The following is an 8,224-nucleotide window of genomic DNA, read 5'->3' on the forward strand; positions in this document are numbered from 1 at the left end:
TGGTTTGGCCCGTTACCAATGGTTCGATAGCCCAGTTCTGACAAACCGAGGTTTTTCACAAACGCCTGTTTATCAAGAATATCCGCGCCGTTCTTGGCTTTTTCCAGCCAGCCTTTGGCAACAATCGCGGTTATCGCTTCAGAGAGTTGGCTCTGTTTTCTGGGGTCTGGGGTAATCCCGGCTTTCGCCAGAATGTTTTTACATTCCTGCTGGAGATCCCTGACTGAGAATTGAACATCATTTAACCAATCAGCCGGAACTATTGTCCCGGGCAATCCGGTACTGGGATCGCCGTCATCAAATACATTGCCAGGCGTGTTAATCGGTGGCATTAAATCGTGCATAGTGCTAATCCTGATAAGTGAATCGACAAAAGGTATGAGCGGGTTTCAGTTCGTTAAAAACGGATTCAATAATGGGATCGCCAAATGACAACAGCCGTTCGCCCGCCGCCGAACTGCCTGCCCTGAATCGATAGGTAGGGACACGTGCACCATAGATATTGACAACCCATGACCATATCGAATCAGGGTGCATCAGCCTGTCACCCGCGCGGTTTATGCCTGCCCGAAAGGGCTGCGGTTCGGTAATGGTGATCGTATAACCCAGACGGGCAGCCAAAGAGATAAAATACGGGATGGATAACCCGCCTGTTTCGGCCAGCTTCAGCAAGACCATTTCCAGCCGTTGCTGGTAGTTGTTGTCTGCATTTTGAGTGATGCCGAGAACGCGCTCCCAGTCAGGCAGTAACGACTGTGCAAAGAACGGGGTTACCGCGTCACTGACGCGATTGGCGCTCTGTTCTATTAGCTGCAACTGCTTCGCTTCGGCGGCCAGTTCGGCATCCAAACGGGGAGCATCCGTGGCATAACTGACCGGGGGCAGTAACTGCTTCAGTAATGATTTCATGAAAAAAGCCTTACCGTGATGCGGCCCATCCGCAGCCATTCAAGATGGTTCCTATCCACCAACGCGATAACGTTTTCTACGGGGGCGATGATGCGACGGTCACGAATACCGGGTATCAGGGAAATGCGCATTTCTATCTGACTACGGATCAACGGTTCACCGGGGGCCAGCCGTCCTGCCGCATCGGTAATAACGTTCGTGATTTCCTGACTGGCGGCTTCCAGCGTGATGCCATCCAAAACGACTTCAACAACAAAATCCACCGGGCGCAATGCCGGTGCCAATACCAGTGAGCTTTTGGCGGTGACGGGGCGAACGTCGTCAATATGCGCCTGTACCGCGTTGATAATGTCCGCTGACGGCAAGCCATCGGCGGAGGTGATCGCAATATCGACGGTGCCGAGGCCACGGCGTAACGGGTAAACAAAGGCGTTGGTGACACCGGGGACTTCCAGCGCCCACCGGCGATAGTCGTATTTATTGCCACCTGCGGGCGGTCGGCGAATGATGTCGAGCAATCTCGCCAGCAGGCTGGCATTGGTTTCGGCCTCCGTGCCGCCTGCCAGTGTCTGGACAATGGCACGGCTGTTAATGCCCATCGGGGCGCTGACCAGTTCAGTATCCGCAGGTGATGACAGATTACCTGCTGTGCCAGATTGGTTAGCCACGATTGTCACCGTCGCCTGTCCGTGCTGATCCATCGTCACGGCGGCGGTGGTTTTCACGGATACGGTTTCACCGCGCATTTCAGCCCCGGCGGGCAAAGTAGCGCCGGGGGAACCCGTCAGGCTGGCGATGCCTGTGGCGGTGGTGGCGGGTTTACGTGTCAGATTACGGGTACGGGCATGCAGTTCCAGATAGTCGCTGTCGGCGGTGTCCGGGAATATCTGGCGGACAATCCAGCCCTGATGCTGATAAATCCCCTCGGCCACGCTAGCGACCGATGAGGCGCGGGCAAAATAATCACTGTCAGCGCCCGTATCGGCATCCGGCAATTGATTTTTGATGTCCCGCAACAGGTCATCGCGGATTTGCTGAAATTCCGGGGTGATCCACATCAGGCGATTCTCACGGTGTGTTTGAAAATATGTGTCTGCCCGGCGGCATCAGTGACCTCAATCCAGAGCAGCGCCCGCTTGTGCTGGTCACGGTGTACCGTCACGCTGATTGATGCGGCACGGCCATCATCCAATATCGGCTGTAACGCCTGTTCAGCATACTGGCGCACCAGCCCATAAATGCGTGACACGTCTTTTTCACGGGTCAGCTCGTGTAAACGGGAACCCAGCGCAGGGTCAGCCCAGTAACTGCCCTGTGGCGTCATGAGCCGCAGGTAAACCGCATTTTCCAGGCTGTTTGTTCGGGTGCCGGTATAGTCACCCGTTTGGGGATTTAATAATCTGTCCATGCTGCACAGTGTGGCAGCATGGGTAAAAATCAGCAGTTGAGGGGGTTCAGCAGAAGATGTCAGGTTAGGGAATGGATGAGCCGGTATTGCCACCGTTATGGCCGTTCGGGTGTTTGTGGCCGCGCACTGAGATGTTACCCGCTTTAACGTCACCCGTGGTTTGGTAGCTGCCGGATGTCTGGTTGATATTACCCTCAAACGTAGCCCCTTGACCACCCCGGATCGCCATCCCTCCGTTACCGGTGATTTGCGCCATCGCGGTCAGTTGTTCGCTGGCCGTCACCATCGGGGTGTTAAAATCGGCTTTATTGACCGCATTAACCTCAAATACGTTGCAGTTAACCCGATAGGTATCACATTCCACCTCGATAAGACGACCCCGCTTCAGTACGATTTTTGCGCCTTCATCGGTATAAACCGCCACTTCACCCGTTTTCAGCCCCGTCAGACGGTACGCGCCGTGCTCCGTGGCAATGACAATGCCGTGTGAGGTTCGGCCGTTCAGGGGCAAGACAATCCCCATCGTGCCCGGTGGCGGGTTGGAGGTGTAGCCATACTGCTGGAAAAATTCCTGTCCCTGAAGCTGTTCGCCTGCCAGTCCTTCCGCCTGAATGGTCTGGACTTTTCCGCTGCTGTCAGTGGTGCCTAACACGGCCCTGAAGGCCATTCTAATGCTGTTTAACGCTTGATTGATACGCTGGTTGACTTGCGACCACATTATTGATCCTCCCACACCGGCACAGCCCGGAGTTGATCTTTGCCTTTTTTCTTACTGCCTTTCTTCTTTTTCTTGTCTGGATAGGCGTCAGGTATCCACACACCATCCTCTTTAAATCGCAGTGATGTCATTGCCCCCCCCGGACGGCCGCCGATGAACTCGCGTCCCATCAGAAAGAAAATGCCGTCAATGCCATGCAGTTCGCTCTGGATGCGTACCCGTTGCCCGGGTTGCCAGAGTTCGCCGTCGGGGGTACGGTGGCCGTGAACTTCCGCCCGGATATCCAGCCCGGTTAAACGGGCATCCGCCATCGCCTTGCGGGCGCGGTACTGCAATTGTTGCTGGTTGTCCACATCCCCGTTCGTCAGGATTTGCGGGCGATAATAGGGGACCGTCGGGTCAGTGACTTTAATCCGGTAATTATGGTGTCCGGTTTTCGCCTGGTTGTCTGAATCATCGGTACTGTCGGTAGTGTCAGTGACAGTAAACTTTTGAGAGGAAGTGACATCCACCGGCTTCAGCTTCAGCTTCAGCTTCAATTTCTGGTTATCGGTTGTGGAGGCATGGCTTTGTGCCAGCAGGATTAATTCGGAAAAACAGCCCTGTATATTGCGCATGTCTGACAACGAAATCAGGTTATTGCCCTGACCATCACGACGCAGGATGAGATCCGCCACGGTGGGACTGCTGTAGTCTGGGCCACCAATGACCAACGTGCCATCGGGATCTAACCACGGCCAGACGCCGCGCGCGGCGGCGGCTCTTGCCAGGGCATCCCACGCCCGTTCACCGGGTTCGATATGTATCCGGTCATTCCGTGTCATGCCACTCGCCTGAATACGGATGCGGGTGATACCCAGCGGGCGAACGATACTGGCGATGACCTCATCCAGGTTTAACTGGCGGGCACTAAAGACAGGAGCGGCACAGTCCACCAAAATCGCCGCATCATCGCGGCCACTCAAACTCAACGTGACGCCACGGCGGGAAACGTCCCGCGTGACACTATCAACCCGGCCGGACAAAATCACCGTGTCCCGGATTTTCACTTTCACCGGCGCACCGCGTACCGCATCCACCGGGAATACCCCATCAGGCAGGCCGAGCGATAATTGCCAGGCATCGGTGGCCTTCAGAAAATCGCTGTCGATACGGTAGTGCTGCCAGTCACTGTGGGCCTGGCCGTTCAATAACAGCACAGGTTTATCCTCGAATGGTACGGCGTTCTTATCGGGTATAGGCATTGAGGATATCTCCGGTTTTAATCGCGTTCGGGTCACGTAACCACGGATTCAGGCGGGCCAGTTCGGCGGCGCGGCGATAGTCGCCATACCATTCATGTGCCAGCAAGTGCAAATTGGTGGTTGACGTGGTGACCGTTCGGCGGGTTAACGGCGGGCGGCGGTTCATGACGATGATCGCCAGGGTCTGCAATTCCAGGGCAATGTGTTTCAACTGGGACACCACGTCACGCCACAATAACCCCACTGGCTCGCTGTCTTCACTGATACGCTGGGTGCTGGGCTGGTATTGTGCCCGCACCTCAGCTATCGCAGTCAGAATGGCAGCCCTGACGGTATTGACGATGCGGGTGACATCATCCGGCGATAATTGGTCAGGCTGTACCTCATCAGATAAAATCGCGGTGGCCAGACCCGCCAGTTCACCGGCGGCCATGACCTGACAGAGCACGCTCAGATCGCGGACATCCGCCAGACTGGCATCCACCGGCATGGGGACGGGGGCCGTTATATCACGCTGAACCAGCGCCGCAGGCAATGCGGTTAACTGGTGTACGACCGCGATACTGTCCCCCCAGGCCGATAGCAAGGTTGTCGCACTGACCCCCTGACTGAGGACAGCAGCCGTGGTTGCCGTCCCCGGCAGATAGCCCTCATTTTGGCGGCGCGAGGCGGATTGACGGGCGGAATAGGCCGGGTTGCCGGGTGAACCGTTGCCGCCCGATGAATCCCGGCGACCCGAGGCACGCCCACTGCGCCCCAAATTGATCACACCGGGGAATTTGAGATCCAGTAAATCCCCGATGCCCCCGGTGCGCACATCCAGAATGGATTGCAGGTCGTGGACAAATGCCCGGGGATAATTCAGGTAATCAATCCCCTGGCTGATCACGCCAGCCAACTCACCGCGCATGAGGGTCAGGGTGTTTAACATACCGGACAGGGCCGCCTTGCCTTTGGCGAGATAGCGCATGTTGTTATGCACCGGTGCCATGACCTGATCAAACAAATCTGACGCACGCTCAGTCAGCCCGGTGATATGGTCAAACAGGCGGTCACCCAACTGCTCCGGGTGTGCCGGCCCGTGCAGCCGGGTGCCGGTTGTCGATTCCAGAAACACCAGTTCCACATTGCAACTATCCGGCCCCTCGGCTTCATGCTGGATTTGGTACTCAATACAGTGTGCCCGGGGAATAGAGCCGTAAATCGGGTGGATCAGTTCGCCCGCGCCGGGCGTGTCCAGCGCCTGAATCAGGGCATCCAGCTGGCGTTTATAACGGTCACCCCACAGGAACGCCGACAGCCGGAAATTCCGCGCCTTTCGGCCTAAATCCAGAATATCCGCCCCGTCAATAAAGGGGTATTCGTGGTCTTCATGATCACGGGCCATGCTGTCCTGGGTATTGAGGACATCAAACTTCACCCCACGAAAGGCCGCGTCTTGCAAATCATCACGCCAGCTCATGGATATAACCCTCCGGTGCCGCGTCCCGCTTCAGCCGCATTATATTCATTGGTGATTTCAGCCAGCGTTCGGCCATCCAGCAGTAACTGAGAGGTAAACGTGATCGGGGGCAGGGGTTGTGTTTTACTGGCACTGGCCGGGAGTTTTTGAACCCGGTTCGTATCCGGTGCCACAATCCCCGCTTTTTCGGCATCCTGTATAGTGACAGGGGCTTTTTTAATGGACAGTTCATCACTGGAACTAAACAGGGACTGAATATCATGCCAGGCGTCTTTTGCCCCGGCTGTGCCATAGTAGGCTTTTTCGAATTCGGTTAACTCCCGTCCCAGCCGCTGGCGCACTTCGGCCAGTTTTTCCGCCTTGCCCTGGATCTGGATCAGGGGAAAATCCTGGGTGCCCTGATAGGCCGCCAGCCCGGTGCCAATCACCGGAATGGCCCGACCCGCTGGCGTGGATAACAGCCGTGACAGGCCGCCCGTCAAGCCACTGGTCGAGGTACGCAGCCAGCGGCTCACCCGCCCGAACCGGCCACCAGAGCCACTGCCGCCAGAGCCGCCGCCTGAAGCCGCCGTACTGCCGGGGGGAATACCACTCCGGCCCGTGATAAATTTCAGGCCGGCAAAGGCCACGGCGGCGACCGTCATCGCCTCAATGGCCGTGGTGGCCCCGACCGCCGCCGTGGTGAGGTTCGGGAATTCTTTGCTTAACTCGGTGAATTTTTGGGAAAGATCCCCGACGACGGCTGACAACGGTTTTACCGCGTCCATTTCAGCAAAGCCTTTGGCATTTTTAGCCTGCTGGAGTTTAAACTCATTCTCATCCGCAATGACGGCCAGAGACATTGGCCCTTCACCCTGCCCTTTGGGCAGCGTTAATTGTTTGCGCACATCCGCCTGAACGTCGCTAATGAATTGACGATAGTTACGTATCGCCAACAGGGCCATCATGGCCTGTTGGTCGGCCAGCAATTTACCAATAGACGAGCTTTCGTATATTTTTTGTTGCGATTGTAATAACCGCTGATATTCCGGTGACTTCTGGTCTGTACTCGCCAGGGCTTTTTCTATATTGCGTAACTCCGGGTTTTGCGCGGCGATCCTGTCCGTCAATAAGACGAGGGTTTCCAGCGGATCAATGCCTTTCCCCCGCGCATCGGCCAGGGTTTTCGCAATATCGATACCATAACCATCAAATTTAATTCTGGCCGCCCGCCGGGATAAATCGGTACTGTTTAACTTAGCGAGTAAGTTGGCGAAGTTATTGCCCGCTTCATCCGATGAGGCGGCATTTTTTTTCGTCCCTTGCGTATAGGAAAGAATTTTAACCAGTTCCTCCAGGCCTGCGTAGCCGTTGGCATTGGCTTTTGACAAAATTTCCGGTAACCATCGGGCCATATCGGCAAACTCAAATGCCCCTTCCTGTCCTGCCCGGATGGCGGCATCCAGGGCTTTCATCATATCGTCGGCGCTGGTGATGCCATACCCTTTAAGCGATTCGATAACTTTGGCTAACTGCGCACCGCTGACCTCGGTGACCGTCGCATATTTTTGTAATATGGGCATTAACGTTTTGGTTTCATCAAAACTGAATGCCCCATTGGCTAACATTTCACTCAGTAACTCAGTGGCCTGCTCCTTGGTGCCGCCCCCGGTTTCAACCGACGTACGAATAATGTTATGCAGCTCGGCTTTGCCCGCTTTGCGGCCGGCGACATCCCGCTCATTAAAGGCGGTATTACTCAGGTACGCCAGCCGTTGTTCATAGCCCATCTGTTCTTTGACCGGCTTCGCCACCACCATCCCGCCCGCAACCAGTCCGCCGCCCACGGTCATCATTTTGCTGCCAAATGCCCCTAACTTTGCCAGCCGGCTGACGCCCTGCATTTCATTACGCAGGGCGGCGACACGCTGGCGCATGGCATCATAGGCCCGGCTTTGTTCGGCGATGGACAGGGTTCCGCTGCGGGCCAGCCGGTTATAACTGGCGATGGTGCGGGTGATTTCCCGCTGAATGGCGCGTTCGGCGCGTACGCCCAGCGTTTCGCGGGCGCGGGCATCCCGTGCCTGGCGCCGCGCTTCGGCGGTCATCGCCTGTGACGCCTTGCGGCGCTGCTTCTGTTGACGGTTTTCACGCTCGGCGGCCTTGTCGGCAGCTTTGCCGGCATCCTCCGCGCCTTTGACCACATCCCGCAACAGTTTGATGATATTTTGCGATGCGGCATCACGGAACGAAACCGCCAGGGATATTTTGAGATCACGTGCCATATACATTAACCCCGTTGTATTATTGACTGTCTGGGTTTCTGACGCAGGGATTTAACCCGCTTGCGGTGTTTGTGTCTGGGGGCCGGCGCACCCTGTAGTTTCCCTAATGCCGCAATCCAGCCGTCCAGTTCGGGGCGGCTCATGGCCAGGATGCGCTCATGACTGAGACCGTATTGCCCGAGGGCAATACTGACCAGCATTATTCCGCTGCGGCGTTCG

8 protein-coding genes and 2 pseudogenes are annotated in these 8,224 nt (G+C 56.3%); all 10 read right to left on the reverse strand.

Going from position 1 to position 8,224, the window contains the following annotated elements; translation table 11 throughout:
* Positions 1 to 344 (reverse strand): annotated as a pseudogene (locus tag AAY47_RS10805) (hypothetical protein); the annotation flags it as partial.
* A gap of 4 nt (positions 345 to 348) precedes the next feature.
* Positions 349 to 909, reverse strand: a complete 561-nt coding sequence (locus AAY47_RS10810) for a YmfQ family protein (RefSeq protein WP_047769731.1) — start codon at positions 907 to 909, stop codon at positions 349 to 351.
* Positions 906 to 1,967, reverse strand: coding sequence for a baseplate J/gp47 family protein (locus tag AAY47_RS10815; RefSeq protein WP_047769733.1), 1,062 nt, complete (start codon positions 1,965 to 1,967; stop codon positions 906 to 908). Before AAY47_RS10815 ends, AAY47_RS10810 begins: the two co-directional genes overlap by 4 nt.
* Positions 1,967 to 2,317, reverse strand: coding sequence for a phage GP46 family protein (locus AAY47_RS10820; RefSeq protein WP_047769754.1), 351 nt, complete (start codon positions 2,315 to 2,317; stop codon positions 1,967 to 1,969). The genes AAY47_RS10815 and AAY47_RS10820 overlap by 1 nt, the downstream gene beginning before the upstream one ends.
* A 64-nt stretch (positions 2,318 to 2,381) precedes the next feature.
* Positions 2,382 to 3,035, reverse strand: a complete 654-nt coding sequence (locus tag AAY47_RS10825) for a phage baseplate assembly protein V (protein WP_047769735.1) — start codon at positions 3,033 to 3,035, stop codon at positions 2,382 to 2,384.
* The gene (locus AAY47_RS10830; protein WP_047769737.1) at positions 3,035 to 4,279 is read right to left on the reverse strand and encodes a phage baseplate assembly protein; all 1,245 of its coding nucleotides are present in this window, start codon (positions 4,277 to 4,279) and stop codon (positions 3,035 to 3,037) included. The genes AAY47_RS10825 and AAY47_RS10830 overlap by 1 nt, the downstream gene beginning before the upstream one ends.
* Positions 4,263 to 5,396, reverse strand: a complete 1,134-nt coding sequence (locus tag AAY47_RS10835; protein WP_235428340.1) for a hypothetical protein — start codon at positions 5,394 to 5,396, stop codon at positions 4,263 to 4,265. Before AAY47_RS10835 ends, AAY47_RS10830 begins: the two co-directional genes overlap by 17 nt.
* A gap of 132 nt (positions 5,397 to 5,528) precedes the next feature.
* A pseudogene (locus AAY47_RS23300) lies at positions 5,529 to 5,741 on the reverse strand (DNA circularization N-terminal domain-containing protein); the annotation flags it as partial.
* Positions 5,738 to 8,005, reverse strand: coding sequence for a phage tail tape measure protein (locus AAY47_RS10840; RefSeq protein WP_160300197.1), 2,268 nt, complete (start codon positions 8,003 to 8,005; stop codon positions 5,738 to 5,740). The pseudogene AAY47_RS23300 and the gene AAY47_RS10840, both read right to left, overlap by 4 nt.
* A gap of 5 nt (positions 8,006 to 8,010) precedes the next feature.
* Positions 8,011 to 8,224: hypothetical protein (locus AAY47_RS21985; RefSeq protein ID WP_160300198.1), on the reverse strand; the 214-nt coding region annotated here is incomplete at its 5' end.

Origin of the sequence: Xenorhabdus griffiniae, assembly GCF_001028135.1 — a bacterium.
Taxonomy (GTDB): Bacteria; Pseudomonadota; Gammaproteobacteria; order Enterobacterales; family Enterobacteriaceae; genus Xenorhabdus; species Xenorhabdus bakwenae.